Raw genomic sequence first — 26,596 nt, 5'->3', positions numbered from 1 at the left:
AAGGTGAAATCGGACGTTCGCGACATCGTGACAACCTATTTACGTGATAACAACGAACGGTCGAGCGACGTGGAACGCCCCGCTCGCTGTGCTTACAAGCACGTCTTCGACGCCGCCGACGAGACGGGTGCCGACGAATCGCCATCGGTGTGGCGCTGTCCGCACCCCGCGAGCGGTGCGGCCGACCGCTGTCTCTTTCACCGCCCCGTCGGCGAAACGCGACCCGCGGCCGTCACCGAGGCGCTCCGCGAGACGATTGCCGACCCCGAACGGCCGTCGGCGTTCGTCGGCGGGTCGTTCGAACGCATCGACCTCGCAGGGCTGACGCTCGACGACGACGCGCCGCTCGACTTCCGCGGCGCGATGGTGAAAGGAGATATCGACCTGCGCGACGCGGCGCTCGAGGGCCCGCTGCGGCTCGACCGCGTCTCGGTGGGCGGCGCGGTGTGCATGCAGCGGCTCGACGCGCTCGCGACAGTCACCTGTCGCAATCTCCAGGTCGGGGACCGCTGGGTGCTCTGCGAGTCGCGCTTCGGCGAGCGCTTCGACGCGACCGGCTTCAGCGCGGGGGCGGTCGTCGCGACCGAGGCGCGCTTCGAGGGCGGGGCGACGTTCCGGAAGGGCGTCGTCGACGACGACGTGTCCGTCGCGGAGGCGCAGTTCGGCGGGCCGGCGTGGTTCTCCCACACCCGACTGGGCGGTCGCCTCGACCTCGGGAACGTCGCGTGCGACCGTCGGCTCTCCCTCGCGCACTGCCGCGTCCGCGGGAACATCGTCGCCGCGTCGGCGACCGTCGACGACGGCCTCTCGCTCGAACACCTGACGGTCGACGGCGAACTCGACGCGACGCGACTCACGGTGGACGGCGGCATCGACGCGACGAGCGCCGGCTTCGGCGGCCGGATCGACTGCACGGGGCTCACCGCCCGCGACGGGACCGTCGACTTCACGCACAGCGCGTTCGACGGCCCGGTCTACTTCGACAACGCGACCGTCGAGGGGCGGGCGCTCCGGTTCCGGAGCGCGCGGTTCGAGTCGGGACCGGCCTCGTTCGTCCGCGTGACCGTGACCGGCGGCCTCGACCTCTCCGACGCGGTCTGTTCCGCCGAGTCACCCGTGCGCGTGGTCGAAACCACGGTCGGCGGGAGCGTCGTCTGCGACCACGCGCGCTTCGGCGACGAGGTGTTCTGTTCGGGCGTCCGCGTCGCGCGCGACGTGGACTTCTCCGACTGCACCGTGGGTTCGCTCGTTTTCGGGGTGGAAATCGAGGGCCGACTGGACTTCGCGTACACGCACGTGACGGACGCCGCGGCCTTCGGCGACACCGTCGTCCGCGGGCCCGCTCGGTTCACCAGCGCGCGGTTCGACGCGGACCCCACGCTCACCGAGGCGACCCTCGGCGACACGGTCGCGGCCTACGACATGTCCGTCGAGCACGCCGGCGGACAGTAACGGTGCGCCGGCGGGTCGTGACGGGGCGTCGGGTCGGACGCCGACGGCGGTACGAACCCCGAACCCGGCGAACATTATATGTCGCGCGGGAGAGTGGTCTGAGGCATGTCGAGTGACGGGCAGAACACCCTCATCGCCCTCTACCGGCGGTACGTCGACGCCGACCCCGACGAGACGACCGTCTATGCGGGCTTCGCGCTGTTCTTTACGGCTATCGGACTGCTCGCCGTCGCGCTCGCGGCGGTGGTGTGGAGCGGCGGCATCCCGCCCGAGAACATCTTCAAGTACGAACTCCGCGAGGTCGCGGGCGTCACCGGCGCGCTCGGGATTCCCCTCCTCCTCGTCTCCGTCGTGGTCCTACTTCCCTCCCAGTACCGGTTCCCGACGGTCCTCGCGGGCGCGGGGCTCCTCGTCTGCGCGGTCGCCGTCGTCCAGTTCGTCGGCGCGTACCCCCACAACTGGAACGTCTCCGCGAGCGCCGACCAGAGCGGCCGCATCGTCGGCATCTACTCGCTCGGCGCGGTGGCGGTCGTCGCCGCGAGCGGCACGTCGCTCGTCGGCTTCCAACTCGCCCGCGCGAGGACGAGCGGCCCCGCCGCGGGCGGGAGCGACGCGGAGACCGAGGCGACCGACGACGGCGAGGACGAGGAAGCCGTCTCCGCGCAGGTTCGCCGCGACATGGACGAGGCGATGTCGAACACCGAACTGTCGTGGGGCGGCGTCCGCAAGACCGAGACCACCCGCCTGAAGCTCGATACCTCCGCCGTCGACGACGTGGACCGGGCGAGCTTCGAGAACGCCAAGGTGACCGAGACGCGCGGCGGCGGGGTCGACGACGCGGTCGCCGGGCTACAGGGGCTCCGCGGCGGGAAGAAGGACACGGCGGTCGGCGACAGTACGGACGACCAGGCCGCCGCGCTGGCCGAGCTTCGGAAGCAACAGCAGGCGGAGGCCGAACGCGAGGACTCGGACGGCGTGGTCGACCGAATTCGCGGACTGTTCTCCTGAGTCGTTTCGGGACGCCGGGCCATCGGTTCGGCGTTGGATTCATTGGCGGAAGTGAATGTCAAAAGCGCATACAGATTTATGCGACAGCCCTACGACGCGTGAGGTATGGCGAAAGGCCTTGACGTAGGTACCATGAACATCCTGTCCGCGAGCCAGGATGGAAGTGAGACCGTATTTGTCCAGCAGCGAAACTCGTTCGTCGAAATCGACTACAGCGACATGGCGGAGCAGATGCTCTCGCGGAGCGACGTGCTCCACATCCGCAAGGACGACAAAGTGTACGTCGTCGGCGACGACGCGCTCAACTTCGCGAACATCTTCGGCAAGGAGACGCGCCGACCGATGCAACACGGCATCCTCTCCAGCGAGGAGTCCTCCGCGATTCCGATGATCAAGCTCATCATCGAGCAGGTCGTCGGCTCGCCCTCCCGGCCGAACGAGCGCCTCTTCTATTCGAGTCCGGCGGACCCCATCGACTCGGACCTCTCGACGCTGTATCACGACAAGACGCTCGAATCGATGCTCGGCGACATGGGCTACGACCCCGAACCTATCAACGAGGGGATGGCGGTCATCTACAGCGAACTCGCCGACAACAACTTCACCGGTCTCGGCGTCTCCTTCGGCGCGGGCATGACGAACATCTGCCTGGCGTACTACGCGGTGCCGGTCATGCAGTTCTCCATCGCCCGCGGCGGCGACTGGATCGACCAGCAGACCGCCCAGGCCACCGGCACGGCCGTCGACAAGGTCACGTCCATCAAGGAAGACGACTTCCAACTCGACTTCCGGACGGACGTCGGCGGCGTCGAGGGCGCGCTGTCGATTTACTACGAGAACCTCCTCGACTACGTCATCGAGAACATCGAGCGCGAGGTCGACGAGGAAGACATCGAGGAGGGCCTCGACGTGCCCGTCGTCGTTACCGGCGGCACCTCCAGTCCGAAAGGCTTCGAGGAGCTGTTCGAACACCACCTCGAAGACTCGACGATTCCGTTCTCGGTCAACGAGGTCCGGAGCATCGACCGCCCGCTGTACAGCGTCGCCCGCGGGTCGCTCGTCGCCGCCCGCTCCGAAGAGGAGTCCGGCGGGAGCGCCTCGGAACCAGAGCCCGAACCGGAACCCGAAGCAGAAGCCGCGCCGGAATCGAACTGAGCGCCGACCCGAACTGACGCACCCGACCGGACAGTACGTCACGACCGAGGTCGACGCGCCGCCGGGAGCGCGCGAGCGAGCGCGTTACTCGTCTCCCGTGCGGTCCCCGCGGTCGCCGTCCTCCCCGTTTTTGCGCTGGTAGTCGCTGGGCTCGCGGTCAGCGGCGTCGCTGTCACCCGTCTCGTCGGCCTCGACGGCTCCGGACTCAGCGACACCTTCAGTCGCGTCGCTCTCGTCGGTGGCGACGTCGTCCGCCCCGTTGGCGTCGTCAGCCTCGTCGCCCCCGGGTTCGGACTCGTTGTCGCCGTCAGCGGACTCGTCGTCACCGCCTTCGTCTCCAGCCGCCACGCCCTCGTCGCGCTCGCGCGCCCCGCGGACCGCCCGTGCGTGAAAGCGGGCTATCGCGTCGTCCCACGACTCTCGGTTCGGCGCGTCACGCTCGTGGACCGTCTCGACGCCGACGAAGCCGCACCGCTCGCAGTAGCGCGCCGCGCGGCCGTCGAGCGAGAGCGTCGAGAGGGGCTGTGAACACCGCGGACAGGTCATGCAGTTTGCCGGTGGTTCTCGCCCGGGTCGTATAGAACTACCCCGTCGGCGGCGGGGCCGAAGAACCACGTGTGACAGTCCGCTAACAGAAGATTCACCATTAATGGCGTGCCACAAAGAGACGATGAAGGTCCTTTGCTTCGGAGTTGGACAAGCGGGTGGGAACGTTCTCGACGCCCTCCTTCGGTACGAACAGCGCACGAACGCCGACTACGTCGTCGACGCGGTGGCGTACAACACCGCGTCGGCGGACCTCCGCGGCCTCGACCTCGTCCCCGAGGAGAACCGCATCCTCTTCGGCGCGGACGAGGTGAGCGGTCACGGCGTCGGCGCGGACAACGAACTCGCCGCCGAACTCGCCGAGCGCGACAGCCGACAGCTCCTTCGCGGCACCGACGGCGCACCGACCTCCACGGCCGACGCGTTTCTCATCTTCGCCGGTCTCGGCGGCGGCACGGGAAGCGGTGCGGCCCCCGTGCTCGCGAAGCACCTCCAGCGCATCTACGAACAGCCCATCTACGGCGTCGGCATCCTCCCCGCGGCCGACGAGGGGGCGCTCTACTCGCGCAACGCCGCGCGGTCGCTCAAGACGTTCGTGGACGTGACCGACCACGTGTTCGCGTTCGACAACGGGGCGTGGGCGAACGCCGGCGAGGACGTCTCGGCGGCCCACGACTCGATGAACGAAGAGCTGGTGCGACGCCTCGGCATCCTCTTCGCCTCGGGCGAGGTGAGCGAGTCGGGGACGGTCGGCGAGAGCGTCGTCGACTCCTCGGAGGTCATCAACACCCTCCGCGGCGGCGGCATCTCGACCATCGGCTACGCGGCGAGCGAACTCCCCGAGAGCGACGACGGCGGCGGGTTCAGCATCAAGGGACTGCTGGGCGGGGGGTCGTCGTCGGTGGACGAACTCGACTCCATCAACCGCATCACGACCCAGACGCGGAAGGCGGTGCTCGGTCGGCTCACCCTCCCGTGTGACGTGGATTCCGCGTCCCGCGGGTTGGTCGTCGTCAGCGGCCCGCCCGAGTGGCTCAACCGGAAGGCCATCGAGCGGAGTCGGACGTGGGTCGAAGAGCAGACCGGGAGCATGGAGGTCCGCGGCGGCGATTACCCGCTCCCCGAGTCGAACCACGTCGGCGTGCTCGTCCTCCTCGGCGACGTGTCGCGGAGCGACCGCGTGGCCGAGGTCCGGTCGACCGCCGTCGAGGCCGAGCGGGACCGCCGTGACCGCGAGGCCGACGACACGAGCGCCGACGCCGGCGGCGATGCGGAGGGCGTCGTCGACGAGCGCCTCGATACGTTGTTTTAACCCGGTCGCGTCGCAGACCGCCGCCGAAGCAGGGGTGCGGCCGGCGGCGGTTCGTTCCGGAGAAAGTGTCAAATACTCTCTCGGCGAACAGCTAGGTGCGTGTCTGAGACCAGCATAGCGGCGACGCCGCGCATCCTCGCGTACGGCCCGCAACCCGCGGATTCGGCGATAGCACAGTCCGACGTGGACGTGGAGTTCGTGGAGTCGAGCAGAGAGTTGTTCGAACGGTTGACCGAGGCACCGACCCATCTCGTCATCTGCCTCCACGCCCCGCCGGTGTTCGACGGCGTCGAGGCGGTCAAGGGTATCCGGCGGTTCGACGCGACGGTCCCGGTGGTGCTGGCGTCGCGAATCCAGAACACGATGCTCAACCTCCAAGCGGTACAGTCGCAGGTCACCTGGAGCGTGAACCTCGCGGGCGAGGGCCCCATTGAGGAGGCGCTGTTAGACCTCGTCACCGACGCGAGAGAGTGGTTAGAACGGCAAGCGGAGTAGTCACCGAACCCAGTCGGGACCGGTCAGTCGTCGGTCGACGGGAAGTCGAAAGGGCCCAGCGTCTGCTCCGCCTCGTCGGCCGCGTCGGCGGCCGGGAGCGAGACCCGTCCGAGTTCGTTCTGTACGGCCCACAACCGCTCGAAGAGCCGGTCGAACTCGTCGTCCGCGTCGTCCGGGAGGTCGCGAGCGCACTCCCACAGGAGTTCCTCGGCGCGGTCGACGTGAGCCGTCGCCCGCTCGAGTGCGTCGCTGGGCCGTCGTGCCGGTGTGTGTTCCGCCATAACAGGGAATACGATACCGAGGAGCATAGTCGTTTCAATAGATGTAATAGGTGTAACATCGTTACATCTTCTGAGAGATTGTTCTTCAGATTGACAATCAGAACCATTTATATATTCGAAGTGATTGTGTTTAGTTGGATGCAGCACCGTACAGAGTAACCCCTCGGACGCATCCACTTGACCGAACTCATCCCCCCTTCCCCCCTTCCCCTTAGGTTCGGTCACCCCTTTACGGGGCGAAACTGTTCTCAAGAGTCACATCCGCCGGACGAGAAGCGCGGCCGACCGAACCGCCGTCAGTCGGTGTGTACAAGGCGCTCCACGTCCTACGGACGAGTAGGCTCTGGAGACCGTCGCATGAATCAGAATCTCTGGTACGCCGGCGTCCTCATCGTGGTGCTCGGCGTCACCCTCGCCGCGGTTCCGACGGGCAGTTTTAGTTCGGTCTCCGGACAGCGGCCGGTCGACGTCTCGGTCGTCGACGACGACCGAGCCCTCGTCGCGCTCGAACCGACCGGCGAGGTCGTGACGAGCCCCGGCCGCGGCAACGCCGTGGCGGTCGGGTCAATCGTGAACAACCTCGGCACCGACGTGACCGTCGACTACACCGCCAGATTCGACGTGAACGCGCTTTCGCTCGCGCAGTCGGGCGGCTCTCCGACGCTCAGCCGGAGCGGCGAGCACCAGGTGACGGCCTACTGCCGGCGACCGAACGCGGGGAGCGGCGTGGCGACACTCGTCGTCGAAGTCGATTCCGCGCAGGCGGACGGTGTCTCTATCTCCGGTGCGACGCTCGAAGCGCGAGTCGAGTACGATTGCACGAGCGGGAACAGCGGCGGGAACCCCGGGAACGGCGACGACGACCCCGGGAACGGCGGCGGCAACGACGACGGAGATAGCGGCGACGGGAGCGATGGCGGCGAGGGCACCCCACCGGGGCCGTCGAACGGCGTCGCCTACGTCGACAGTGACGAGGACATCGCCTACGACGACGGCGAACGCGTCCTGACTGAACAGGAGGTCGCGACGTTCAACGACGACGACGCGGTGCTCGTCGTCGGGACCGATAACGGCACCATCGACAACAGTTGGCGCTCCATCGACATCTCGGCCAAGCGCGTCGTCGTCACGCACACGACGTTCACGAGCGGTGATTCGGTCGACATCGAGGCGGAGACGAGCATCGAGTTCACCGACGTGACGGTCAACTCCGACTGGGGCCAGGTCACGCTCTCGGGCGAGTCGATAACGCTCCGTCGGTCGACGATAGACGCGAAAAACGGGAAGATAGAACTCGCGGCCGACAGCGGGACGCTCGACGTGCGCGAGAGCGCGGTCCGGGGGAAGAACGACAAGGTCGAACTGACTGGAGAGACGATTGAGGCCGGTGGCGCGACCATCCGGAACACGAACGACGAAATCGAACTGGCGGCCGACGACGGTCCCGTGAACGTCACGGGAGCGACGCTCGACAACCGGAACGGCAAGGTCACCGTCTCGGGCGAGTCGGTTCAGGCTCGCGGCGCGAGCATCAGCGCGCGAAACGGGAAAATCGACCTCGCGGCCGACGACGGTCCCGTGGACATCCGCGACGCGAGCCTCCAGAACCGGAACCGCGACATCGAGGTGGGCGGGGAGACGGTGTCGGCCCGGAACGCCTCGATTACGGTCGTCAACGGACAGATTTCGCTCGACGCCGACGACGGCCTCCTCGACATCGAGGACGCGACGGTCCACGGGGAAAAACAGATTGACCTCACCGGCGAACGCATCGGTGCCGCGGGCGCGTCTATCAAGACGAAAAACGCCCAGATCGACCTCCAGTCGGGGGTCGGCGACGTGACGCTCGACGGCGCGACGGTCAAGACGAAGAACGCGCAGATTACCGTCGAATCCGCGGGCGACCTCCGCGCGAACGAGAGCGTCTTCGAGACGACGAACGCGGACGTGTCGCTTTCGGCCGACGGCGACGCGTTCCTCCGCGACGCCGACCTGCGCACCACGAACGCCGAACTCGCCGTCGAACTCGGCGACGCGTCGGCGACGCTCTCGGTCGACGGCCTCGAAATCCGAGACCGAGACGACACCCTCGACTACGACCCCGGCGGCGCGGGAGTGACCGGAACGCCGAGCGCCGGACAGATTCGCGGGTAGTCGAAGTCGGGCGCGCGCGTACGCTGCAGACCCCCGGCGTCCAGCGCACTCACAGATACTTGCGTCTGAACTGTTCGACGAGCGAGACGTTCCGGCCGGTCGAGCGCAACCGAATCGGGCCGAGACCGAGCGCGAGGACGCTCACGAGGAGCGTCACGAACGCCAACACGGCGTCGATAGCCGCGATTGCGAGGAACGGATGAACCTCGTGTAAACCGAGGATAACCGTCTGCGGAAGCGCGGGGACGTACAGTTGTTCGCGTATCTCGCGGTCGTACGCGCCGGTTCGGTCCGGCGCTTCGATGGTGAGCGTCGTGTTTTTCGACCCCTTCCCGGGGACCACAAACACGGACTGGCCGAACGAGACGCCCGGGTCGCGCGATTCGACGACGGTGATGACCGGAACGTAGCCGTTGTTCGTCAGGCGGTAGTCGACCGTCGCCGTCTCGCCGACGCCGACGACGAGCGGGTTCTCGTTCGGCGACTCGGAGCTCACGATGGTCAGTTCCGTCGGCCCCGACCCGAGAACCATACTCAGCGTCGCGGGCGTGACGACGATGACGACGAGCAGGAAGAGGACGACGCCGCTCGTGTAGTAGTCCGGGCGGCGACGGCTGTGCGAGCTCTGTTTTCGGCCGCCGCCGGAGCCGTCGAACACGAGGCTCAGCGCGATGAGAATCCCACCGATAGCGACGAGGAACATCGGGGAGGGCTCCCCGTCGGCGGCGCTCTCGAACCCCGGGAGGCTCCCGAGGAGGTCGAACGCGCCAGTTGCGAGCCCGTTCACCGCCCCCACGACGGCACCGAGTTGCGGAATGACGACGACGTTCCCGTTCACCTGGAGCGCCTCGGCGACGATTTGGGACCGCTTGACCGGCGGCTCGACGCTCTCTTGGTCGGTGAAGGGGTTGGCGTCGCCGCGCGTGATGTACCCCTCTTCGGTCCACCTGACCACCCGGTGGGTCGTCAGCCCGCCGCCGTGGAGCTCTCGCGCGTTGAACACGACCACGTCGCCGGATTCGGGGTCTTCGAGGAACACCGACGGAACCGCGATGAAGCCGTCGCCGGGCTCCATCGTCGGTGCCATGCTCCCCGTCTCGACGTAGCCGAGGAGCACCGGCTGGCCGAGCGCCTGCCCGAACAGCAGCGCGACGACGGCGAGGACGAGGAAGCCGAGCACCGCGTATTCGAGGACGTCGCTGAGTTTCACGGCGTGTATGAGACACTACGCGCGAATCCGTAATTACCTATCGCCGTCTCGCCCACCCGACAGCGCCCGCGAACGCTGCGCGCGCAGGCGTCGGCGGGGTCGCGACGCGTCACGAGTCGGGGACCATCGATTTCGATGTGCTAGTATATCCTGTTCAATGGTACCATGAGTAGAGGACCGAGTTACCAATGCCCACGAAAATTCGACCCACGAGTGTCGGGGGCGAACGGAAATCGATAGACTACGAGCCGATTTTTTCTGTGTTAAACCCTCGCTTGAACGTCGAAAATGCGCCCCGAAAGGTGGGCTTGAACCCGACTCGACGGGGAGAAAGCCGGGCTTGTCGAACGGAACGACGACCGAGAACTCGTTCAAGCACCGGAATACAAAGTGGGTAGGCTCTGTTGGGAGAGACAACGACGCAGTCACCTGTGTCAGGGAGAACACAACCATGGCAATCAACAGACGCAACATCTTGATCGGACTCGGAGCACTCGTCGGCGGCGGCGGCGCACTCGTCGGAACGGGCGCGTTTACGACCGTGAGCGCGGCGCGTGAAGTGAGTGTGAGTACGGCTGGCGACGGGAGCGCGTTCCTTCAGCTGGGGTCTAGCAGCCCGTACGTGGACGACGATACAGACGGTACGCTGCGGCTGACGTTGGACGCGGACGGACAAGGAAGCGGGGAAGACGCAGGCTTCAACGAGAACGCGGTGACGACGCTCACGGACGTCTTCACGATTACGAACAACTCTGCGGAGGCAAACAACTCCGTTCAGGTCGGTCTTGGTAGTTCTAGTACTGCGGTTCCAGAGACAAGTGATCTCAAAGGGAGTGTCACGCTAACTGTTGGGAGTAGTGACAGTTCTGAGGACGTCGATGTGACTTTCTCAGTTGGAAGCCTCGACAGTCCGAACACACCTACGCTTGATCCCGGAGAGTCAGTAACTGTCGATGTTAAAGTCGATACAACCGTGTCGTCAACGGGTGCGAACGATTCCGTCGACCTAAGCATCTTCGCGGTCTCAACTGATTCCACTACGACCACCACGTCGAGCTAATCTATGAAACGACGCAACGTCATCACCGCAATTGGAACGCTCGCAGTCGGAACCGGGACGGTCCTCGGGACGGGCGCGACCGAAGTCCTCTCGTCGAACGAAGACGGGAGTTTCCGCGTCGTCTCGCCGGGGGCGAACATCTCGATTACGGTTCCGGACAACCCGGGAGCGAACGTCTCCGTGTTCCAAGACGACAACGATGACGCCGACGGCGACGCGGCCGCCGGTGGTATCGACTTCGGGAGCCTCGAACAGATGGACCTCCCGGCGGTCCACGTCATCGATAACTCGAACAGCAGCGGTGGCATGATAGAGATTCAGGTCGCCATCGAGAAGGGAAGCGGCGCACAGGACCTTGGGAAGATATTCGATATCGTCAACAACAATCCCGACACCGCGTACGACGTCGGCTTCGAGTTCACCACGTTCGGGAACGCAGTCACCACGAACGGCGGAACCGTCACTCCGGCGACCGCCAAGGAGGCGTTCCAGTTCGTCAACTCGGACGGCAACGTCATCTCGTCGGACCCGAACGAGTCCACTCACAATCCTCAGAACTTCGTCACCGTGGCAGCGTCGGCGGACTCGGGTAGCAGAGTTCCGGTGTCGCTGGAGACAGACGCGACGCTCGGAAACATCTCCAGCGAGTTCGACACGAGCGGGACGTTCGGAGACGTAAGCGAGAACATCACCCTCATCGAGGAAGTCACGGCAGTCGCAGAACCGACGCAGTAACGACGCGCTCACGCGACTGAACCAAATACGTCGCTCCCATCCATGCCCACACGCCGCCAGACCCTCTTCGTTCTCAGCAATTTCTTCATCGTCGGCGGCGTCCTCGGCGTGAGCGCCACGACGACGACCCAGTCAACGTCGGGGGCGAGTTTTCGCATCGTCGCACCCGACTACCTCTCTCTCACGGCGGCGAACGACCCCCCGATTCACGTCGAAACGAACGCGTCCGGCTACGTGACGCGGCTTACTCCCGGCGGCGACGAGAATGGCGTCAACAAGCGCGCTATCACGCGCTTCGAGGATATCGTCCGCCTCACCAACGTCAGCGAGGCCGACATCGACGGCGTCTACTTCGAGTTCGACGTGGCGAGCGACTCGCTTTCGGACTCGACGCTCGAAGACGTCGAGGCGGCGCTCCAAATCACCGCCGGCGACGAGGCGCTCGCCCCGGGCACGGACGGAGACGACCTGCTCGACGTGAGCACGGCGGTGTCGGGGCCGGAGGGGGTCCTCGGGCCGGGTGAGTCGGTCCCGTTCGGCCTCCAGATTAACCTCATCCCGTGGACCGGGCCGAGCACGCTGGAGGACCTTCCGGACCCCGAGGCGTACAGCGCCACGCTACGGATTCACGTCGAGCGGGAGTCGTCGTCGGCCGGTGACTGACGGGCGGGCCGTCGGCACGCCGCGCGAGGCGGTATCTGTGCAGCCGCTGACAGCAGAGGAACTATGTGCGGTGGGGCAGTATCGACGGTCGATAGATGAGTCCCAGCGGTGCCGGTGGGTTGCTCGGCCGCGCGTCACCCTCGGAGCGCGACGACGGCGGCGAGGCCGACGACGCGCTGACGCGCGACGAAATTTTCGACCTGATGAGCAACCACCGCCGGCGGTACACCCTCCACTACTGCAAGCGGGCCGACGGCGCGGTCGAACTCGGAGACCTCGCAGAGCAGGTCGCGGCGTGGGAACAGGACAAGGAGATTTCGGAGCTGACCTCCGCCGAGCGAAAAACCGTCTACACGTCGCTCCAGCAGACGCACCTACCGCGGCTCGAACAGGCCGGCGTCCTCCGCTACGACCGGGGCGAAGTCGAACTCACGGAGCGCATGGAGCGCCTCGACATCTACATGGACATCGTCCCCGAGAACTCGGTTCCGTGGGGGGTGTACTACCTCGGCCTCTCGGTCCTGTCGAGTCTCATCGTGGCGGCCCTGTGGGCCGACGTGCTCCCGACGGGGACGGTCCCGCTTCTCGCCTACCCGACCGTCATCGTCGCGGCGTTCGGCCTCTCGGCGGCGTACCACACCGTGACGAACCGCCGCTATCAGTTCGAGAACCTCGAACGGCCGCCGTAGCGCCGTAGGAGGGTTCACGCCCGAAGGTCCGGCTCAGAGGTTGAGCCACGCGTGCGTGTTCGTCTCGTCGAGCGAGTAGTAGTATATCTCGCTGCTGTCGATGACGGCGTACGTCTCGATTTCGGGGTCGAAGATGACGCGCCGGTTCGTATCGATGGCCACGTCGACGAGGTCTTCGAGGGTGAGAATCGAGATGTACGGCTTGTTCGCGTCGGTCGGGAACTCGCCGCGGGAAATCCACTCCTCGTGGCGGCTGTGCGAGATTCTCGTGCGGAGTTCCTCGGGGTCGCTTCGGTACTCGGTGCGGATGACGAGGCCCGCGAGTCCGAACAGCACCAACGCGGCCGCGGCGAGTCCGCCGTACTCGACGGGGTTCGGCGGTCGCGTCACGGTCCGCGCGACGGTCGTCGAGTGCCGCCGGTCGTCGGCCAGCGACCGTTCGAGGTAGTAGGCCCGCCCGGAGAACGCGAGCGGCGTGCTCGCTTCGAGCGTGCCGCTGTACGAGCCCGTCTGGTACGTGACCGTGAGGTTGAGACTCGTCCTGAACTGACCGACGCCGCCGGTCTCGGTCCGCTTTTGCTGGAGGTCGCGGTCGAGCGTGGAGACGTTGAGCGAGGGCGCGTCGACGACGGTCCCGTCGGTGACGAGCGTCTGTTCGTCGAGGAGAACGGTCTCGTTCTCGTAGAACGGCGTGCCGTCCCGAACGCCGACGGTGCGAAGGACTAACTGCTGTGTGACGTTGACCGACTGGTTCGCGGGGACGTCGGTGTGGACGCGGAACGACACGTCGGGCGAAATCGTCATGAAGTAGACAGAGCGGTTCTCCAGCGTCGACCCGCGCTCGTAGAGCGTCGTGTTCTGGGTGACGACCGCCCGCGTGTCGACGCCGGTCTCGACCGACTGCACGTTCGTCTCCTCGGTCACCGTCTGCGTCGTCGGCGTGAGAAAGACGTAGCCGGCGGCGACCAGACACGCGACGCCCGCGATGGCGAGGACGGCGACCAGCACCCGAGCCTGCTGCGTGACGAAGAGTTCGAGGCGGTCGTCAAATCCCATTATCGAGAGGGGAGCGCGGCACTCGCGGGATGTACATACGGGCAGATAGTTCGAGGCGCAAGAAAACTTTTGTCCTAGCGAGCGATAGATTCTGCGAGGCAGTACAGTACATGGTCTCCGACCCCGTCGACAACGACCGAGCGAACGAGACTCCGTCGTCGTTCGAAGCCTGGCTGGACCAGCGAATGAGCGAGACCGGTAAGTCGCGCGACCAGTTGTGCCAGGAGTTGCTCGCGTCGCACTGGCAGCTCAACGAGATCACGGAACTTCTGGGTCGCGACAGCCACGCCTCGGACGAGAGACCCAGCGAGGCGAAGAGCGCGACGCGCTCGCCGTCCAGAGATGATACGGAACCGAACAAGCCCGTGAGCGACGACGAACTAGCCGAGGTCCTCGAACTCATCGAGGGACTTCAATCGGAGGTCGATACGGAAGCACAGCGGCGCGCGCGCCTCGAACAGTCGGTTCAGACGCTTACGACGCGACTGGACGAGGTCGAAGACGCACTCGACGAGGTCGAAGACCTATCGGCCGAACTCGACGAGGTCGAATCGGCGCTCCGTGAGCGACATCAGACGCTCGACGCGCGGTTCGACGACGAGTTCGACAACCTCCAGACGATTCTCGAACACCTCGTCGAGACCGACGACCGCGTCGAGACGAAACTCAAGGAAATCGAGACGCAGTACGGGGCCGAGATACGCGAGATACGGGCCGAACGCGAGCAGTTGCGTCGGGTGAAACAGGCCGCAAAGGAGGCCGATACCCACGAGGGAGACTGCGAACACTGCGGGGAGAGCATCGACCTCGCGCTTCTCACCAGCCCGGAGTGTCCGAACTGTCAGCGCCCGCTGCACGGCGTCGAAAAAGAGACCAAGTGGCTCGTGCTCACCGACTACACCGTGACGGTCGCGAGTAGCGACGGGGGCACGCGGCGCGCGTCGGAGACGACCGCTCGACCCGACCGCGACGGCGCGCGGGACCCCGCGGACTCCGGCGGCCAAACGTCCGAACCGAAGCGCGACGCGCCCGGAACGTCCGACCACACGGTGAGCCAGAGTCGGGCGGCGGTCAACGAGATAATCGACTCGTTCGAGTCGGTATCGACCGGCGACGACGGGACGACCGGGACCGACGAGACGTCGGACGCGACGGGGGCTATCGACCCGGACGCGGCGATAGACGCCGACGAGAGCACGTTCGAGTGGAACGAAGACGACTTCCGGTGAGGCGCGACGCCCGCCTCAGCCGAGCGATAGCGACCCGTCGGCCTCGAACTCTATCGCCGCGTCGAACAGGGATTTGAAGGTCCGGAGCGTCTGGTCGTCGTGTCGCGCCGGGTCGACGTGGTAATGGGCGCGTGCGCCCGCCGAGGAGATGCGATTCGTGAGGATGTGGAGGAACCGGAAGAGGCGCTGGTTGTTGTTCACCGCGGTGATGAGGTTCGAAAGCGAGTGCACACAGAGCGTCGATTGGACCGACGACTCGCCCCACTCGTTCAGCGATTTCGTGATGAGGAGTCCGATGCGACGGAGGTCCGTCGCCTTCGTGACGGTCTTGATAGTTATCGGCAGGTCGGCGGCGTCGATTGTCCCGGAGGCGTCGTACGACTGGACGCTGATGAGCGTCTGGTTTTCGACGCTCCCAACGCGATAGTTGTTGAGGATGTTGAGCTGCTCTTCGGGCGTCGTCTCGATGGACACGAGAAGCTGGTTTGCGGCCCCCGAATCACCGGTCATGAGCTGCGTACAGAGGCTGTACTCCGCTGCGGTCTCCGCCGGGCCGACGATGAGGATGTTGGACTGCTCGGACACGAGGTCGAACACCGCCTCCGCCTTCTCGTCGAAGTTCGCCTCGTCGAACGGCGTGTCCGAGCGGTCGTCGATGAGGTCCCACTCGGACGCCTCGTCGTCCGGTAGCGACGCCGACGAACCCTGCTTCCGCCGAATCGATTCCGCCAGTTCGGAGAGCGCCGATGGCGTCCGGTCGGTCGTCGGCCCGTCCTCTCCCGCCGGCGAAACGGTGTCACCCGATTTATCCGAGGTCGGCGTCCCGTCTTCCACGCGGTCCGCAAGGTCAGATAACGACGGCGAGTCCTGTATCTCGGTGTCGGAGTCTCCCGACTCCGCATCGTCACGGTCTGCCATAGTGGCCGATGGGTGTGAGCATGGTTGCGAGGGAGTTCGTGAAGCGGTGGCGACTGAGCGGGAACGAGAGCGAGAACGTGCTCTGTTCCCAACGTGTTTCACTGTTTTGAACTCGTAGGGGGTTCACTTAATGTATGGGGCTTTGCCGGCGAAAGACAGCATCGCATTATATCCCGTCTCAGGGGAAAGCAGGTAAACTAACAAATTTCGTATGGTAAAGGGAATTGATATCGAAGTGGATATTTCGTCTGTTCGAATTTATGGTAGAACTCGAGGTATTAGTATTGCTATATTTGGACAATATTGGGGGCTTCTGGAATCGGTTCACAGAATCGGTGGACAAGGATACAGAATACGCGATAATCCAAATGAGTACAGGTGCGTGGGTTTCTTCCCGGTAGGTTCGAATGAGAACCTGATTGGACAGTTTTTGTCTAGTTCGTAGGGGTTGTCACGCCGTAGATTCTGTTCTGGGCGCGACGTGGGGTCGCACAACTGCGTAGTAGATGTGTCTATATTTAGCAATACTATTGTTAGGTAAAACGCGACTCGGGCGGGAGAGTCGACCAATCTAGTCAGAAAATGTACTGTATTAGCTATTTGCCAAATCTGATGCCGTCTTCGACCAGTCGGAGGTTTCGTTCCCGGTCGATATGCGGCTTCAGCCAGTCGTACTCCTCGATTTGGAGGATGAGGTCCGCTTGGAGGTTCCGCCACGCGATGGCGTAGATGGGCGATTGCCCCCACGCGCGGAGTTCGGGGATGAACTCGTCGTAGCGTTCATAGTGGCCTTCGAGGCGTTCGAGAGCGTCGACCACGTAGCCGGCGGCCTCCGCTTCCGTCTCCGCGCCGTCGATGGCCCGGTTCAGTCGGGTTTCGAGTCCCTCGACGGCGCGTTGCATGTCCTGTGCCGCCGTGCCGTCGGCCTCCGGAAGCGAGTCGATGATGGGCTTCGGAACGCCGAGCGAGAGTGGTTCGATATCCATACCTCGAACTGGGCGGCAAGGCGGCAAAAAGGCGGCGACGGTCGCAGCACGGCGCGGACGTACTCCGACACTACGACGCCGTCGGGATGGCGGTGTCGAACAGCGTCGCCACTCGTCACCGAGAACAGCGCGCCGGGGTGCCTCCGAAGGCCGTCCCGACCTCCGGTTGCGGCGCGTTGCTCTGTTACGCGTTCGTCTCGTCGGTCCGCGCCCTGAGTTCGGACTCGACGAGGGCGTCGAAGTCGACGCCGTCTGTCCGGTACTGGTCGCGGTTGTCGATGACGACCAGCCCCTTGTCTGTGATTTCGTACAACCCGGAGTTCGGCGCGGGCCCGACTCGCGCCAACAGGTCGTAGTCCGCTAAAATCGGCAGTCGCGTGTTGATGTACGAACGGTTCTTATCGAGGATATACGAGAGATTCACGGCGGTGTTCCGCCTCCTGTCCGAGAGTGCCTCGAGGATATCGAAGTCAGTTGGGACGGCCAACTTCATACATGGTTGTTCGCAGCCGCTGTTAAATAAACAGCTTATCGGGAGGTCGTGCGGTCGGGTTCGCGCGGCGAGGGGCGACAGGGCGGCGATTTCGGGTCTTACCGATGGTCGAGCGCGTCGCGTGCGAGGCGCAAGTCCTCGATAATCCGCGTGTGGCGGTCGATTGCGTCGTCGATATGCCGCGCCGTCGCCGCCGTGTCGGCTCCGGCGTCATCGTGGTACTGCGCCTGCAACAAGTGTGATTCCAAGGCCCGCGACGTGGAGTCACTCGCCGCCAACAGCGCCTGGGTAATTGTCCAGTCTACCGTCCCGTCGTCGGGGAGTTCGTCGAACTCCAACCGCTCCCCCTCGTATCGTTCTGCCATCATGGCCCACGTTGGGACGTGATACTATTTAAAGTTATAGCGACGTGATAATTCCGACGTTTCGGATTCGATAGGAAACCCACTATACGTACCATTTACTGGCGTTTCGGAGCCGATTAACGACGTCGATAAGTATATCAAAGTTAAGTAACTTCGGTCGGTGGCGACGAGATGTCCTGCGATTTCCGAGGCGAGTCGGGGACGCGTCACCCGCCCCGCGTTCGCGTCACCGCTCTTCGACGTGTCGAATCTCGACGCCGATACCGCGCGTGGACTCGACCAGTTCGCGGCCGCCCATCTCGGCGCGGCCGATGGCGAACGCCTTCGGTCCCTCGACGATAACCTCGTCGCCCGGCCGGATGTCCTCGTCGGCGTCGACGACGCCCGGCGCGAGGACCGACCCGTGCGGGACGAACCCGTCGATTTCGACCGTCTTCGTCGGCGCGTCGCTGTCGCGCCACACCTTCGCACCTTCGAGCGTAAAGGAGAGCACGCCGTACTGCGGGACCATCGTTGCCAGCTGCTCGCCCTCGTCGTTCCACACCTGCAGTTTGGGGTAGCGGCTCGTCATCTCCAACTCCACGTCGGAGAAGAGCGCGTCGCCCGCGCCCGGGCCGAGTTGGTAGTCTGCGAGAGCTTTCACGACGTTGTGCTCGCGCTCCTCGCGGGTGAACTTGGGCGCGCCGTCGAGCGTCCGCATGAGGTTCCCGATGGACTCCGTGGTCGTCGGGTGTTCCGAGACGGTGAACTCCACGTCGAGGTTCAGGTCGTCCGCGACGCGCTCGACGATTTCCGTGTACGCTCCCGGCGGGACGTGGGCGATGATTCGCGGGTAGTCGTTGCGCTCCAGATAGCGCCGGAGCACCTCGGCGACGAACGACTTCTCGTCTTCCGACCAGTCGCCCGTGACGACCGAGTCGTAGTGCTGGGCGGGGTAGGTGAGTTCGAGTTCTTGCGGGACGACGCCGATGGGCGAGGTCATCGACACCATGTGCGCGCGGTACTGGACGGCCTCCTGGAACTGCCGGTGGCTCTGGGACTCGCTGTAGGGTTTCTTCGCCGAACACGGCAGGAGCACGAGCGGGTTGTCGAAGCGATTCCGATAGCGCTTCGTCACGCGGTCGGCGAACCGCTGAATCTCCACGCGGTCGATGGACTCCTCGGAGGCCGCGGTGAGCTCCGAGTCGCGGATGACGGGAACCCGCTGTTCCATGAAGTTGTACTGCTGGTCGAACCGTCGGAACAGGGCGGTCAGCCACTGGTCGTGGCGGGCCTGCCCCTCCACGTAGTCCCGGAGCCGACCGTCGCGCACGCGGCGGCGGACCCGCGCGAGTTCGGCGCGCAGGGCGTTGGCGTTGTGGTCGGCCGCGTCGGCGCGGGTGAACTCGGAGGCTGGTTTGCGGCAGGCCTCGCAGGCACAGGGGAATTCGTCGAGGTCTTCGAGGAAGTACTCGCCGTCGCTCGTGAGGTAGAACCCTTCGAGACCGCGGGCGCGGGCGAGTTTCTCGTCGACGAGGTCGACGCCCGCGTAGACGAGAAGCGAGACGTTCCGGGGCGTGGCGACGCCCGAGAGCATGAGCGCCGTGTCGGCTGGCAGGTTCTCCTTCGCCTCGATGACGTTGTCGCGGAAGGCGCGCGCGTGGCCGACGAAGCCCTGCGCGTCGGAGAGAATGTAGGCGTCAGCGCCGTAGTCGGCGGCCGTGTCGGCGGTGACGACGGCGGCCGAGGGGAAGTCCACGTCGGGGTAGTCCACCGAAAAGGACTCGCGGACCTCGTCGGCGCTCCCCGCGGGAAGCGAGCGGTGGGGGAGCACGGTCAGCACGTCGTCGGAGCCGTCGGGGAACTCGCGCTCGGCCGCCCAGAGGCTGCCAGCGTCCGCGAGCGCGTCGTCCACGACCGCCGGCGTCGTCACCGAGTCGGAGAGCCGCAACTCCCCGATTCGGGCGGCGCCGTCGCGGGCGTGAACCTCGAAGTAGTCGGTCATACCCGCTTTCGGCCCCCGATAGGCAATTAACTTGTCTTCTGCGGGCGCGCCGAGACAGGGGGTGACTGCGGGCTCTCGCCGGAGGCACACCGCGCGAAGAACGCGGCAACGAACCGGAACCGGGTTACTCGCTCGACCGACCGTCTTCGACTTCGATGCGCTGGGGTTCTTCCGTTCGCGCGTCGGCGTCGGCGTCGTCAGTACCGCCCAGTAGCGACGACTGCAGGTTCTTCGCGAACGACTCGACCTGGTTTCGGAGCGTCTTGACCTCCGTTTCGAACTCCTCGACGGAGCGCTCGACGTAGTGGACTCGCTGAATCGGAATCCGGCGGACGACGTCGTTGCCGCCGGCGTCCTCGTCGAGTTTGACGATCCAGTGGTCCTGAAAGTAGGCGATGTTCTCGTTTTCGACGCGTTTCTCGACGGTTCCCTCGTCGGGGTCGTCGTAGACGATTACCGCCGTACCGAGGTCTGTGTCCGTCATCACGTGTACTTGTGTCCAGACACTCGTATGTCTGGTGGCACGGCGAACGCGCCGGCAACCGAGTCGCACCGCTTCGGCCGCTCTACTTCCACCGAGCCTACCGAATTTAGCCTGCCCCGCCCGAACGACCACTATGAACGCCTCCGACCCCACCGGTCCGTGGTCGCGCGACCGCGTCGACGACTTCCTCGCCGACGCGACCGTCCCGATTCGGCTCTCGTGTCGCACCCCGACGGACGACCTCTGGATGCTCTCGCTGTGGTACGAGTGGGACGCCGAGGCGACCGAACTCCGGTGTGCCACCGCGGCCGACGCCGACGTGGTGCGGTTCCTCCGCGCCCACGACGACGTGGCGTTCGAAATCTCGACGAACGACCCGCCGTACCGGGGCGTCCGCGGCCGGGGAACCGCGACCGTCGAGCCCGACGCGGAGAAGACGGTCCTGCGGCGACTCATCGTCCGGTATCTCGGCGGCACCGACTCGGAACTGGCAGAGCGGTTGCTCTCGCCCGAGCGCGACGAGGTGATGATTCGGATCCGACCCGAGCGGGTGCACACGTGGGACTACGCGGCGCGAATGCGTTCGTCGGAATAGTCGGTGCTCACGCTCGACAGCGCGAAATAACCCCAAAGCGGGGCGCGTGCCGCGCGGGGGTGGCTTGTGGCCCGCGCGGCGTACGAAAAAGGGTGCCTCTGTGTAGTTGGGGGCCGGTGCGTCGTCAGCGGGATTACCGACGCCGGGCGGCGACGAGCGCCGCCGCGACGAGCGCGACGAGGGCCACGACGAGGCCGAAGCCGGGCGCGTCGGTGGAGGACTCGCTCGTCGTCTCCATCGACTCGTCGGTCATCTCGGTCGTGGGTTCGTCGGTCATCGTCTCGGTCGGCGTCTCGGTCATCGTGCCTTCGACCGTGTAGTCGGCGGTCGTGACGACCGCGCCGCCGGCGGCCACGTAGGGCCCGTCGTTTTCGCCCTCACCGGTCACGAAGTCGTAGGCCTCGTTGCCGTTGGTGTCCATGTGCGCCATCGGGACGACGGTGCCGGACTCCTCGAGCGGCGTGTCGAGGGTGATTTCGACGTTCTCGTGGGTGCCGGGTTCGAGGTACGCGGAGGTGCCGCGGACGCTCTCGAAGACCTGGCCCTCGGTGACCGTCGCGTCGTGGACCGTCACGAAGCCGCCGTCGTGGAGCGTGACGGACTCGACGGTGACGGTCGTGCCGTCGCCGGACTGGTCCATCGCGGTCACGACCGCGTTGACCGAGGTGTGGGCGCTGGCGACGACCGCGCCGCCGTCAGCCGTGAAGGGGCCGTCGGACTCGCCCTCGCTGGTCACGAAGTCGTAGGCCTCGTTGTCGTTGGTGTCCATGTGTGCCATGGGGGTGAGCACCTGCGAGGAGCGAATCGGCTCGTCGAGGGTGACTTCGACGTCCTCGTGGACGCCGGCGGGCAGGTACATCGAGGTGCCGACAACGCTATCGAACACCGCGCCGCCCGACAGCGACGGGTCGTGAATCGTCACGAAGCCGCCCTGCGAGAGTTCGACGCGGTCGACCACGACGGTCGCACCGTCCGAGGACTTCATCGTGTAGTCGACGCTGGCGGAGACGGTCGCGTTGCCGCTGTCGACGACGGCGCTCCCGTCAGCCGTGTACGGACCGTCCGCCTCGCCTTCCGACTCGGGGAAGGTGTAGGTCTCGTCGCCGTCAGTGTCCATGTGGGCCATCGGGACGACGGTGGTCGTCTCGTTCAGCGGCGAGTCGAGGGTGACCCGCACGTCGTGGTGCAGGCCGGGTTCGAGGTACATCGAGGTGCCGCGGATGCTCTCGAAGACCTGTCCGTCGGTGACGGTGCCGTCGTGAATCGTCACGAAGCCGCCGTCGGGCAGGTACGCCGAATCGACGACGACGGAGTAGCCGCCGGTGGCCTTCGCGGTGTAGTTCACGCTCGCGGTGTCGGAGGGCATGGCCATCGCGGTGTCGACGACGGCGCTCCCGTCAGCCGTGTACGGGCCGTCAGTCTCGCCTTCCGACTCGGGGAACGTGTACATCTCGTCGCCGTCGGTGTCCATGTGCGCCATCGGGACGAGCGTCGTGTTCTCGGTCACGGGCGCGTCCAGCTCGACGCGGACGTTCTCGTGGACGCCGGCGGGCAGGTACGCGGAGGTGCCGCGGATGCTCTCGAACACCGCACCCTCGGTGACGGACGCGTCGTGAATCGTCACGAAGCCGCCCTGCGAGAGTTCGACGCGGTCGACCACGACCGAGTCGCCGGTCGTGGGCTGGTCGGACATCGAGACGGTCGCGCTCGCGTTGACCATCGCGGTGTCGACGACGGCGCTCCCGTCAGCCGTGTACGGGCCGTCGGCCTCGCCGTTAGCCGCAACGAACGAGTAGACGCGGTCGCCGTCGGAGTCCATGTGGGGCATGGCGACGAACGTGCCGGACTCGCCGACCGGTTCGTCGAGGTGGACGGTCACGTTCTCGTGGGTGCCGGCGTCGAGGTACATCGACGAGCCGACGACGCTCCCGAGGACGTTGCCGTCCGTGACGGAGGCGTCGTGAATCGTCACGAAGCCGCCGTCGGGGAGCGTGACGGAGTCGACCGTCACGGTTGTGCCGCCCGTTGCTTGGTTCTCGAAGGAGACGGACGCGGTCTCCTGTTGTGCCGCTGCGGCCGCCGGGATGCCCCCGACGACCACGACGAGTGTCATCAACACTGCGAGTGTGCGTCGCATGTCTCAGAGGGGGACGAATATTTAAAAGAAGATTTTCCGAACTGTCACCCAAATCTCTCCCCGATGTGCCCCCAGTCGCCCGATTTCGCCGGCCAGAAGCCTTATCGGGCGGTTGGCTCACGCCGGTTCGACAGAGCGAACACGCCGGCTGCCGAGCGCCAGTTCGAACACACAATCCGCGACTCGAAGGCGGCGAATCGGGCCCGATGAGACGGGGTTAAATACCGCTCGTCCACCAACTATCGCTATCGGATGTCCTACACCTACTCGGGCGACGCGCACCTCGGGCTCGCGGCGTCCTACCACGCCGACGACGACCCCTTCCCCACGGACACGTCGCTTTCGTTCCCGCGGCGGAATCACCTGCGAGAGGACGTCGACCTCATCAAGCGACTCCTGTTCCCGCGCTGTTGGAACGCGGGGCCGTGGGTCGGCGACGAGGAACTCCTCCGCGACGCGGTCGCCAACTTCGCCGCGCTCTGTCACTCCGGTATCGACCCCTACGCCGACGAGGACCCCGCACCCGTCGTGGACGAGGTGGTCAGGCGGCTCCCCGACATCCGCGAGACGCTGAAGAAGGACGTCGAGGCGGCCTACAAAGGCGACCCGGCCGCGCGCAGCTACATCGAAATCATCCGGTCGTACCCCGGCGTGCAGGCGATTATCGTCCACCGCGTCGCCAACGCTTTCTACGAGGCCGGCGCGCCCGAATACGCCCGCGAACTCGCCGAGTACGCGAAAATGGAGTCGGGCATCGACATCCACCCCGGCGCGACCATCGGCGACTACTTCTTCATCGACCACGGCACCGGCGTCGTCATCGGCGAGACGACGACCATCGGCGAGTGGGCGCGCATCTATCAGGACGTGACCCTCGGCGCGCTCCACTTCGAGGAGGACGAAGACGACGAGCACTCGCTCAAGAAGGGATACAAGCGCCACCCGGACATCGGCGATAGCGTCGTCATCGGCGCGGGGACCAAGGTGCTCGGCGCGGTCTCCGTCGGCGACCACGTGAGCATCGGCGCGAACTCGTGGGTCACGGAGGACGTGCCGGACCACACGAGCGTCTTCATCTCCGAACACCCGACCCACGAGCGGAAACACCGCGACTGAGCGGGCGAAGGTGCGTCAAAACCGGACGGGAGCGGGGAAAATCGTGTTTTCAGTCGAACGTGATCCACGCGAGGAACACGAGGCCGAACGTCTCGAAGACGTGCAACAGCATCATCAGCCGCCAGGCGATGACGGGCACGTCGGTGCTGAACCACCCCGAGAGCGTCGGGTCGAGGATGTACATGTAGAACGCCAGCGCGTTCTCGGCGAGGAGGAACACCCCGAACACGAGGAGTCCGACGGCGTGTTTGGACCTGAAGGTCAGGTAGTTTCGGGCCCACACCGCCGATAGTGCGAGAAGCACGACGACGTTGACGCCCGAGGAGACCGTCGCGACGTCCACCCAGATACTCATTCGTTCTCTCCTTTCCCCGTCATCCTGATATACGCTTTCCCAAATCTTTCCATAATCACCGCGTCTGTGACTCGCATGCTCAGTCCATCCGCTCGACGATCGTCTCGACGGTCTCCCAGTTGGCGCGACACCGCGGCGACGGGAGGTAGACCGCGCCGTAGTCGTCGCCGCTCCGCTGGACCACGTCGTTGTCCATGAGCACGTCGAGGTGGTGCCGGACGGTCTTGTAGTCGAGGTCGAGCGTCTCGGCCAGTTGGTTGGCGTTTCGCGGCTGCTCCTCTACGGTCTTGAGAATACGCACACGGTTTTCGCCGCCGCGGGTTCCCGTGAGCACGTACCAGAGGACAGCCTCCATCGTATTCGTTGATACGTCGGGTGAACCTAAGAGCATCGACCGACAGACGCCGACGCGACCGACCGGGTCGGCGCTACTCGTCTGACAGTCCGTCCGAGTCGCCCTCGTCGCGCTCGTCGCCGGCGTCACCCTCGTCGTCTCCCTCGGACGACGCCTCGTCGCCCAACCGCTCGGAGACCGTCGAAAGCGACTCCAGCTCGACCGACTCGGGGACGCGGGCGAGCGCCGACTCGGGCCAGTCGTCGTGCGCCAGCGTGAACGCCGCGTCGGGGTTCTCCTCGACCAGCCGCGAGACGCCGCGGGCGGCCTGCTCGTAGGCGTCGCGGTCGAGTCGCTCGGGGACCTCGGCGGTGAGCGGGTACGTCTCGGAGAGCGACCGCGGGAACGGGCCGAACGGCGGGACGACCCGCCACGTCGCGTCGAAGTCGTCGCCGGAGGGGGTGCCGCCCTCGGTGAGGAGGACGTGGCCCTCGGCGGTCAGGCGGTCCATCCGGGCGTGGTGGCGTGCGACCTCGGGCCGGTGGGCGCTCTCGTTGGAGGCGTAGAAGAACGCGCCCTTCGAAGCGGGGTCCTCGCGTTCGAGTTGGTCGACGTGGTCGAGGAGGGCGCGGTAGCCGTCGAGCATCGCCGGGTGCGAACGGGCGCGCTCCTCGACGAGTTCCATCAGGTCGCCGTCGCGGATGGCCTGCTTGATGCGGCGGAGTTCGGCGAACGTGACGTGGAGGTTGTGCTCGGCGAGCAGTTGCTCCTGTTCTTTCGACCCCGCGGCGCGCAGGTCGTCGGGCGAGTACTCGGTACAGATGGGGCAGGTACACGGGAGATATTCGAGGTCTTCGAGGTGTTCGGTCCCGCGGACCGTGAGATACCGGCCGTCGCGGGCGTAGAGTGCGTAGGCGGCGGAGTCGAAGAGGTCGCAACCGAGCGCGACGGCGAGCGCGAGCATCATCGGGTGACCCGCGCCGAACAGGTGGACCGGGGCGTCGACGCCGAGGCCGCGCTTGGCGGCCGCGACGGCGTCGACCATGTCGTCGTAGCGGTAGGCGTTCATCATCGGTACGACCGCGCCCACGGGGAACACGTCGAGGTCGGTCGCGTCGGCGTGACGGCCGGCTTCCTCGCGGAGGTCCGGATAGGTCGACCCCTGAACGGGGGCGTTGACGAGCATCTCACCCGTGTCGGCCGCCTCGGCGTCGGCGAGGGCTCGCTTCGTGATTTCGAGGTCGGCTTCGGCCTGCTCGCGGTCGGCATCCGGCGGCGTCGGGATGTCGACCGGCGTGGCGATGTCGGTCCCGATGTCGCGTTGGAACTGGAGAATCTCCTCGGTCGTCGTGTCGATTTCGCCGTACTCGGCGAGCTGGAACGACCCCGAATCGGTCATGATGGCTCCGTCGAAATCGAGCATCTCGTGGAGGCCCACGTCGAGCGCCTCCTCGCGGAGGTGCTCGTTCGTCTTGATGATGTAGGAGTTGGTGATGAGGATGTCCGCGCCGAACTCGGACTCCAACCGCGCGGGCGAAATCGTGTCGATGTTCGGGTTGACGACCGGCAGGAGGGCCGGCGTCTCGACGGTGACCCCCGCACGCGGGACCGACAGACGGCCGATTCGGCCGGCGAGGTCCCCGTCGCGGAGTTCGAAGTGGTCGCGCATGGAGTGGCGTTTCCCGAGCGCGGCGGTAAGGGTTGCGTTCGCGGGTCGGCCGTGCGCGCAAAAACAGACGCACGACCGGAAATCGGTGCATGCGTTGAAATGTTCTAGAAAATAT

The 26,596-nt window shown here is 65.7% G+C and carries 27 protein-coding genes; 13 read left to right on the top strand and 14 right to left on the bottom strand.

The genetic code is table 11. The features are described 5' to 3' along the window. Nucleotides 1-69 precede the first annotated feature (69 nt). The 3 genes from C5B91_RS08470 (at nucleotide 70) to C5B91_RS08460 (ending at nucleotide 3,615) form a co-directional block, all read left to right on the top strand. Entirely contained in the window at nucleotides 70-1,452 is a 1,383-nt protein-coding gene (locus C5B91_RS08470) for a pentapeptide repeat-containing protein (protein ID WP_199519523.1), read from the top strand. A 105-nt stretch (nucleotides 1,453-1,557) separates the two neighbouring features. After that, entirely contained in the window at nucleotides 1,558-2,460 is a 903-nt protein-coding gene (locus C5B91_RS08465; RefSeq protein ID WP_008096265.1) for a hypothetical protein, read from the top strand. Between the two features lie 132 nt (nucleotides 2,461-2,592). Next, the gene (locus C5B91_RS08460) at nucleotides 2,593-3,615 is read left to right on the top strand and encodes a cell division protein FtsA (protein ID WP_008096267.1); all 1,023 of its coding nucleotides are present in this window, start codon (nucleotides 2,593-2,595) and stop codon (nucleotides 3,613-3,615) included. A gap of 84 nt (nucleotides 3,616-3,699) precedes the next feature. Here C5B91_RS08460 and C5B91_RS22635 read toward each other — a convergent pair whose 3' ends face one another. After that, entirely contained in the window at nucleotides 3,700-4,161 is a 462-nt protein-coding gene (locus C5B91_RS22635) for a zinc finger domain-containing protein (RefSeq protein ID WP_008096269.1), read from the bottom strand. 124 nt (nucleotides 4,162-4,285) lie between these two features. On the opposite strand from C5B91_RS22635, the gene C5B91_RS08450 reads away from it, so the two are divergent. Continuing rightward, nucleotides 4,286-5,473, top strand: a complete 1,188-nt coding sequence (locus tag C5B91_RS08450) for a tubulin/FtsZ family protein (protein WP_049968564.1) — start codon at nucleotides 4,286-4,288, stop codon at nucleotides 5,471-5,473. A 99-nt stretch (nucleotides 5,474-5,572) separates the two neighbouring features. Then, nucleotides 5,573-5,968 carry a response regulator gene (locus C5B91_RS08445; protein ID WP_008096273.1) on the top strand — a complete coding sequence of 132 codons (396 nt, stop codon included), beginning with the start codon at nucleotides 5,573-5,575 and terminating at the stop codon, nucleotides 5,966-5,968. A gap of 23 nt (nucleotides 5,969-5,991) precedes the next feature. On the opposite strand, the gene C5B91_RS08440 is transcribed toward C5B91_RS08445, so the two are convergent. After that, nucleotides 5,992-6,249 carry a hypothetical protein gene (locus tag C5B91_RS08440; protein WP_049967468.1) on the bottom strand — a complete coding sequence of 86 codons (258 nt, stop codon included), beginning with the start codon at nucleotides 6,247-6,249 and terminating at the stop codon, nucleotides 5,992-5,994. Between the two features lie 357 nt (nucleotides 6,250-6,606). On the opposite strand from C5B91_RS08440, the gene C5B91_RS08435 reads away from it, so the two are divergent. Continuing rightward, nucleotides 6,607-8,403 carry a hypothetical protein gene (locus C5B91_RS08435; protein ID WP_115819701.1) on the top strand — a complete coding sequence of 599 codons (1,797 nt, stop codon included), beginning with the start codon at nucleotides 6,607-6,609 and terminating at the stop codon, nucleotides 8,401-8,403. Between the two features lie 49 nt (nucleotides 8,404-8,452). Here the strand turns inward: C5B91_RS08435 and C5B91_RS08430 are convergent, their stop codons facing one another. Next, a complete protein-coding gene (locus tag C5B91_RS08430) occupies nucleotides 8,453-9,613 on the bottom strand; it encodes a signal peptidase I (protein ID WP_115819702.1) in 1,161 nt (386 codons plus the stop codon). 451 nt (nucleotides 9,614-10,064) lie between these two features. Between C5B91_RS08430 and C5B91_RS08425 the strand changes: the two genes are divergently transcribed. The 4 genes from C5B91_RS08425 (at nucleotide 10,065) to C5B91_RS08410 (ending at nucleotide 12,760) form a co-directional block, all read left to right on the top strand. After that, complete coding sequence (locus C5B91_RS08425; RefSeq protein WP_115819703.1) at nucleotides 10,065-10,673, top strand: hypothetical protein; 609 nt, start codon at nucleotides 10,065-10,067, stop codon at nucleotides 10,671-10,673. 3 nt (nucleotides 10,674-10,676) lie between these two features. Next, a complete protein-coding gene (locus C5B91_RS08420) occupies nucleotides 10,677-11,408 on the top strand; it encodes a hypothetical protein (protein ID WP_115819704.1) in 732 nt (243 codons plus the stop codon). A 42-nt stretch (nucleotides 11,409-11,450) separates the two neighbouring features. Next, nucleotides 11,451-12,071: a hypothetical protein gene (locus C5B91_RS08415; protein ID WP_008096285.1), complete on the top strand. Its 621-nt coding sequence runs from the start codon at nucleotides 11,451-11,453 to the stop codon at nucleotides 12,069-12,071. A 95-nt stretch (nucleotides 12,072-12,166) separates the two neighbouring features. Beyond that, a complete protein-coding gene (locus C5B91_RS08410; protein WP_049967465.1) occupies nucleotides 12,167-12,760 on the top strand; it encodes a hypothetical protein in 594 nt (197 codons plus the stop codon). A 33-nt stretch (nucleotides 12,761-12,793) separates the two neighbouring features. Here the strand turns inward: C5B91_RS08410 and C5B91_RS08405 are convergent, their stop codons facing one another. Further along, nucleotides 12,794-13,816, bottom strand: a complete 1,023-nt coding sequence (locus tag C5B91_RS08405) for a DUF5305 domain-containing protein (protein WP_008096289.1) — start codon at nucleotides 13,814-13,816, stop codon at nucleotides 12,794-12,796. A gap of 110 nt (nucleotides 13,817-13,926) precedes the next feature. Here C5B91_RS08405 and C5B91_RS08400 point away from each other — a divergent pair, with 110 nt between their 5' ends. Next, nucleotides 13,927-15,045, top strand: a complete 1,119-nt coding sequence (locus C5B91_RS08400) for a hypothetical protein (protein ID WP_008096291.1) — start codon at nucleotides 13,927-13,929, stop codon at nucleotides 15,043-15,045. Nucleotides 15,046-15,060: 15 nt separating this feature from the next. On the opposite strand, the gene C5B91_RS08395 is transcribed toward C5B91_RS08400, so the two are convergent. The 6 genes from C5B91_RS08395 to C5B91_RS08370 form a co-directional block, all read right to left on the bottom strand. After that, complete coding sequence (locus tag C5B91_RS08395; protein ID WP_008096293.1) at nucleotides 15,061-15,963, bottom strand: hypothetical protein; 903 nt, start codon at nucleotides 15,961-15,963, stop codon at nucleotides 15,061-15,063. 596 nt (nucleotides 15,964-16,559) lie between these two features. Beyond that, nucleotides 16,560-16,949: a hypothetical protein gene (locus C5B91_RS08390; protein WP_049967463.1), complete on the bottom strand. Its 390-nt coding sequence runs from the start codon at nucleotides 16,947-16,949 to the stop codon at nucleotides 16,560-16,562. Between the two features lie 184 nt (nucleotides 16,950-17,133). Further along, on the bottom strand, nucleotides 17,134-17,442 hold the full coding sequence (locus C5B91_RS08385) for a hypothetical protein (RefSeq protein WP_004976186.1): 309 nt from the start codon (nucleotides 17,440-17,442) through the stop codon (nucleotides 17,134-17,136). Nucleotides 17,443-17,540: 98 nt separating this feature from the next. After that, the gene (locus C5B91_RS08380; protein ID WP_008096297.1) at nucleotides 17,541-17,810 is read right to left on the bottom strand and encodes a hypothetical protein; all 270 of its coding nucleotides are present in this window, start codon (nucleotides 17,808-17,810) and stop codon (nucleotides 17,541-17,543) included. Between the two features lie 223 nt (nucleotides 17,811-18,033). Next, a complete protein-coding gene (gene arcS / locus C5B91_RS08375) occupies nucleotides 18,034-19,791 on the bottom strand; it encodes an archaeosine synthase (RefSeq protein ID WP_049967462.1) in 1,758 nt (585 codons plus the stop codon). 124 nt (nucleotides 19,792-19,915) lie between these two features. Continuing rightward, nucleotides 19,916-20,275 carry a hypothetical protein gene (locus C5B91_RS08370; RefSeq protein ID WP_049913663.1) on the bottom strand — a complete coding sequence of 120 codons (360 nt, stop codon included), beginning with the start codon at nucleotides 20,273-20,275 and terminating at the stop codon, nucleotides 19,916-19,918. Between the two features lie 133 nt (nucleotides 20,276-20,408). Here C5B91_RS08370 and C5B91_RS08365 point away from each other — a divergent pair, with 133 nt between their 5' ends. Then, on the top strand, nucleotides 20,409-20,870 hold the full coding sequence (locus tag C5B91_RS08365) for a hypothetical protein (RefSeq protein ID WP_008096306.1): 462 nt from the start codon (nucleotides 20,409-20,411) through the stop codon (nucleotides 20,868-20,870). Nucleotides 20,871-21,003: 133 nt separating this feature from the next. Here the strand turns inward: C5B91_RS08365 and C5B91_RS08360 are convergent, their stop codons facing one another. Then, a complete protein-coding gene (locus C5B91_RS08360) occupies nucleotides 21,004-22,983 on the bottom strand; it encodes a PGF-CTERM sorting domain-containing protein (protein ID WP_008096307.1) in 1,980 nt (659 codons plus the stop codon). Between the two features lie 276 nt (nucleotides 22,984-23,259). Between C5B91_RS08360 and epsC the strand changes: the two genes are divergently transcribed. Next, entirely contained in the window at nucleotides 23,260-24,123 is an 864-nt protein-coding gene (epsC, locus tag C5B91_RS08355) for a serine O-acetyltransferase EpsC (protein WP_008096310.1), read from the top strand. 49 nt (nucleotides 24,124-24,172) lie between these two features. Here the strand turns inward: epsC and C5B91_RS08350 are convergent, their stop codons facing one another. The 3 genes from C5B91_RS08350 to tgtA all read right to left on the bottom strand — a co-directional run bounded on the left by C5B91_RS08350 (nucleotide 24,173) and on the right by tgtA (nucleotide 26,481). Beyond that, a complete protein-coding gene (locus C5B91_RS08350; protein WP_042662634.1) occupies nucleotides 24,173-24,478 on the bottom strand; it encodes a hypothetical protein in 306 nt (101 codons plus the stop codon). 79 nt (nucleotides 24,479-24,557) lie between these two features. Continuing rightward, nucleotides 24,558-24,833 (bottom strand): winged helix-turn-helix domain-containing protein, encoded by a 276-nt coding sequence (locus tag C5B91_RS08345; protein ID WP_004041883.1) that lies wholly within the window; start codon nucleotides 24,831-24,833, stop codon nucleotides 24,558-24,560. A gap of 73 nt (nucleotides 24,834-24,906) precedes the next feature. Next, complete coding sequence (gene tgtA / locus C5B91_RS08340) at nucleotides 24,907-26,481, bottom strand: tRNA guanosine(15) transglycosylase TgtA (protein ID WP_115819705.1); 1,575 nt, start codon at nucleotides 26,479-26,481, stop codon at nucleotides 24,907-24,909. Nucleotides 26,482-26,596: the final 115 nt, after the last annotated feature.

Origin of the sequence: Haloferax sp. Atlit-10N (genome assembly GCF_003586325.1) — an archaeon.
Lineage (GTDB): Archaea > Halobacteriota > Halobacteria > Halobacteriales > Haloferacaceae > Haloferax > Haloferax prahovense.
This window is presented reverse-complemented; position numbering and strand designations above follow the sequence as displayed.

Excerpts from the sequence above, each read along its gene's own strand:
- C5B91_RS08400 (WP_008096291.1), top strand. The coding sequence starts at position 13,927 with ATGGTCTCCGACCCCGTCGACAACGACCGAGCGAACGAGACTCCGTCG.
- C5B91_RS08405 (WP_008096289.1), bottom strand. The coding sequence starts at position 13,816 with ATGGGATTTGACGACCGCCTCGAACTCTTCGTCACGCAGCAGGCTCGG.
- C5B91_RS08390 (WP_049967463.1), bottom strand. The coding sequence starts at position 16,949 with ATGGATATCGAACCACTCTCGCTCGGCGTTCCGAAGCCCATCATCGAC.
- C5B91_RS08345 (WP_004041883.1), bottom strand. The coding sequence starts at position 24,833 with ATGGAGGCTGTCCTCTGGTACGTGCTCACGGGAACCCGCGGCGGCGAA.
- C5B91_RS22635 (WP_008096269.1), bottom strand. The coding sequence starts at position 4,161 with ATGACCTGTCCGCGGTGTTCACAGCCCCTCTCGACGCTCTCGCTCGAC.
- C5B91_RS08385 (WP_004976186.1), bottom strand. The coding sequence starts at position 17,442 with ATGAAGTTGGCCGTCCCAACTGACTTCGATATCCTCGAGGCACTCTCG.
- tgtA (WP_115819705.1), bottom strand. The coding sequence starts at position 26,481 with ATGCGCGACCACTTCGAACTCCGCGACGGGGACCTCGCCGGCCGAATC.
- C5B91_RS08365 (WP_008096306.1), top strand. The coding sequence starts at position 20,409 with ATGAACGCCTCCGACCCCACCGGTCCGTGGTCGCGCGACCGCGTCGAC.
- epsC (WP_008096310.1), top strand. The coding sequence starts at position 23,260 with ATGTCCTACACCTACTCGGGCGACGCGCACCTCGGGCTCGCGGCGTCC.
- C5B91_RS08420 (WP_115819704.1), top strand. The coding sequence starts at position 10,677 with ATGAAACGACGCAACGTCATCACCGCAATTGGAACGCTCGCAGTCGGA.
- C5B91_RS08415 (WP_008096285.1), top strand. The coding sequence starts at position 11,451 with ATGCCCACACGCCGCCAGACCCTCTTCGTTCTCAGCAATTTCTTCATC.
- C5B91_RS08450 (WP_049968564.1), top strand. The coding sequence starts at position 4,286 with ATGAAGGTCCTTTGCTTCGGAGTTGGACAAGCGGGTGGGAACGTTCTC.
- C5B91_RS08395 (WP_008096293.1), bottom strand. The coding sequence starts at position 15,963 with ATGGCAGACCGTGACGATGCGGAGTCGGGAGACTCCGACACCGAGATA.
- C5B91_RS08410 (WP_049967465.1), top strand. The coding sequence starts at position 12,167 with ATGAGTCCCAGCGGTGCCGGTGGGTTGCTCGGCCGCGCGTCACCCTCG.
- C5B91_RS08435 (WP_115819701.1), top strand. The coding sequence starts at position 6,607 with ATGAATCAGAATCTCTGGTACGCCGGCGTCCTCATCGTGGTGCTCGGC.
- C5B91_RS08350 (WP_042662634.1), bottom strand. The coding sequence starts at position 24,478 with ATGAGTATCTGGGTGGACGTCGCGACGGTCTCCTCGGGCGTCAACGTC.
- C5B91_RS08370 (WP_049913663.1), bottom strand. The coding sequence starts at position 20,275 with ATGACGGACACAGACCTCGGTACGGCGGTAATCGTCTACGACGACCCC.
- C5B91_RS08425 (WP_115819703.1), top strand. The coding sequence starts at position 10,065 with ATGGCAATCAACAGACGCAACATCTTGATCGGACTCGGAGCACTCGTC.
- C5B91_RS08465 (WP_008096265.1), top strand. The coding sequence starts at position 1,558 with ATGTCGAGTGACGGGCAGAACACCCTCATCGCCCTCTACCGGCGGTAC.
- C5B91_RS08380 (WP_008096297.1), bottom strand. The coding sequence starts at position 17,810 with ATGATGGCAGAACGATACGAGGGGGAGCGGTTGGAGTTCGACGAACTC.
- C5B91_RS08460 (WP_008096267.1), top strand. The coding sequence starts at position 2,593 with ATGAACATCCTGTCCGCGAGCCAGGATGGAAGTGAGACCGTATTTGTC.
- C5B91_RS08360 (WP_008096307.1), bottom strand. The coding sequence starts at position 22,983 with ATGACACTCGTCGTGGTCGTCGGGGGCATCCCGGCGGCCGCAGCGGCA.
- C5B91_RS08440 (WP_049967468.1), bottom strand. The coding sequence starts at position 6,249 with ATGGCGGAACACACACCGGCACGACGGCCCAGCGACGCACTCGAGCGG.
- arcS (WP_049967462.1), bottom strand. The coding sequence starts at position 19,791 with ATGACCGACTACTTCGAGGTTCACGCCCGCGACGGCGCCGCCCGAATC.